1 protein-coding gene is annotated in these 1,837 nt (G+C 68.5%); it reads left to right on the forward strand.

Features of this window, described 5'->3' with window-relative positions; all coding sequences use genetic code 11:
* Positions 1-2: 2 nt before the first annotated feature.
* The coding region (gene acs, locus ACP7AU_RS17635; protein ID WP_426052267.1) for an acetate--CoA ligase at positions 3-1,837 on the forward strand (1,835 nt) is incomplete at its 3' end.

Genomic DNA, 1,837 nt, shown 5'->3' on the forward strand with positions numbered 1-1,837 from the left:
CCATGACCGACCCCGACCTGTATCCCGTTCCCGTCGAATGGGCCGAACGCGCCCATATGGACGCCGCCGCCTACGAGGCCGCGCGGCTCGCGGCGCGCGAGACGCCGGACGCCTGGTGGGCCGAACAGGCCGGGCGGCTGGACTGGATCACGCCGCCGACGATCATCAAGGACGTGTCGTTTCACAAGGACGACTTCCGCATCCGCTGGTTCGCCGACGGGGTGCTGAATGTCGCCTGGAACTGCGTGGACCGGCACTTGGCCGAACGCGCCGACCAGACGGCCATCCTGTTCGAGGGCGACGACCCGTCGGTCTCGGGCGCGATCACCTATGCCGAGCTGCACCGACAGGTGTGCCGCATGGCCAATGTGCTCAAGGCCCTGGGCGTGGTGAAGGGCGACCGGGTAACCATCTATCTGCCCATGATCCCGGCAGCGGCGGTGGCCATGCTGGCCTGCGCGCGGATCGGGGCCGTGCATTCGGTGGTGTTCGGCGGCTTTTCTCCCGACAGCATCGCCGGGCGGATCGAGGACTGCGGTTCGAAGCTGGTCATCACCGCCGACGAGGGCCTGCGCGCCGGCAAGCGGATCCCGCTCAAGGCCAATGTCGACGAGGCCCTGACCAAGGTGGCGGTCGAGACGGTGCTGGTCATCGCCCACACCGGCGCCGACGTGGCGATCGTCGAGGGCCGGGATGTGCGGTTCGAGGTCGCCGTCGCGACGGTCCCGGACGACTGCCCGTGCGAGCCGATGAACGCCGAGGATCCGCTGTTCATCCTCTATACCTCGGGCTCGACCGGCAAGCCCAAGGGCGTGCTGCACACCACCGGCGGCTATCTGTTCTGGGTCAGCTATACCCACGAGCTGGTGTTCGACTATCGGCCGGGCGAGGTCTTCTGGTGCACGGCTGACGTGGGCTGGGTCACCGGCCACTCCTATGTCGTCTATGGCGCGCTCTCGAACGCGGCCACGACCCTGATGTTCGAAGGGGTGCCCAACTATCCCGACAACCGCCGCTTCTGGCAGGTGGTCGACAAGCACCAGGTCGAGATCTTCTACACCGCGCCTACGGCCCTGCGGGCCCTGATGCGCGACGGCGACGGGCCGGTGAAGGCGTCCAGCCGCAAGAGCCTGCGCCTGCTCGGCACGGTCGGCGAGCCGATCAATCCCGAGGCCTGGCGCTGGTACCACGAGGTGGTCGGCGAGGGCCGGCTGCCGATCATCGACACCTGGTGGCAGACCGAGACGGGCGGGGCCCTGATCTCTCCCCTGCCCGGCGCGACCGACCTGAAGCCGGGGTCGGCGACCCGGCCCCTGCCCGGGGTGGAGCTGGAGCTGGTCGATGCGGACGGCGGCGTGCTGGAGGGTGCGGCGTCCGGCAACCTGTGCATCACCGACTCATGGCCGGGCCAGATGCGCACCGTCTGGGGCGATCACCAGCGCTTCTTCGAAACCTATTTCAGCGCCTATCCCGGCAAATATTTCACCGGCGACGGCTGCCGCCGGGATGAGGACGGCTATTACTGGATCACCGGCCGGGTCGACGACGTCATCAACGTCTCGGGCCACCGGATGGGGACGGCCGAGGTCGAGAGCGCCCTGGTCCTGCACGAAGACGTGGCCGAGGCCGCCGTGGTCGGCTTCCCCCACGACATCAAGGGCCAGGGCATCTACGCCTATGTCACCCTGAACAAGGGGGTCGAGCCGCACGACGACCTGAAGAAGGCCCTGGTCGCCCATGTCCGCAAGGAGATCGGCCCGATCGCCGCGCCCGACGCCATCCAGTGGGCCCCCGGCCTGCCCAAGACCCGGTCCGGCAAGATCATGCGGCGGATCCT

It is taken from the genome of Brevundimonas sp. SL161, from assembly GCF_049896985.1.
In the GTDB taxonomy this organism is placed as follows: domain Bacteria; phylum Pseudomonadota; class Alphaproteobacteria; order Caulobacterales; family Caulobacteraceae; genus Brevundimonas.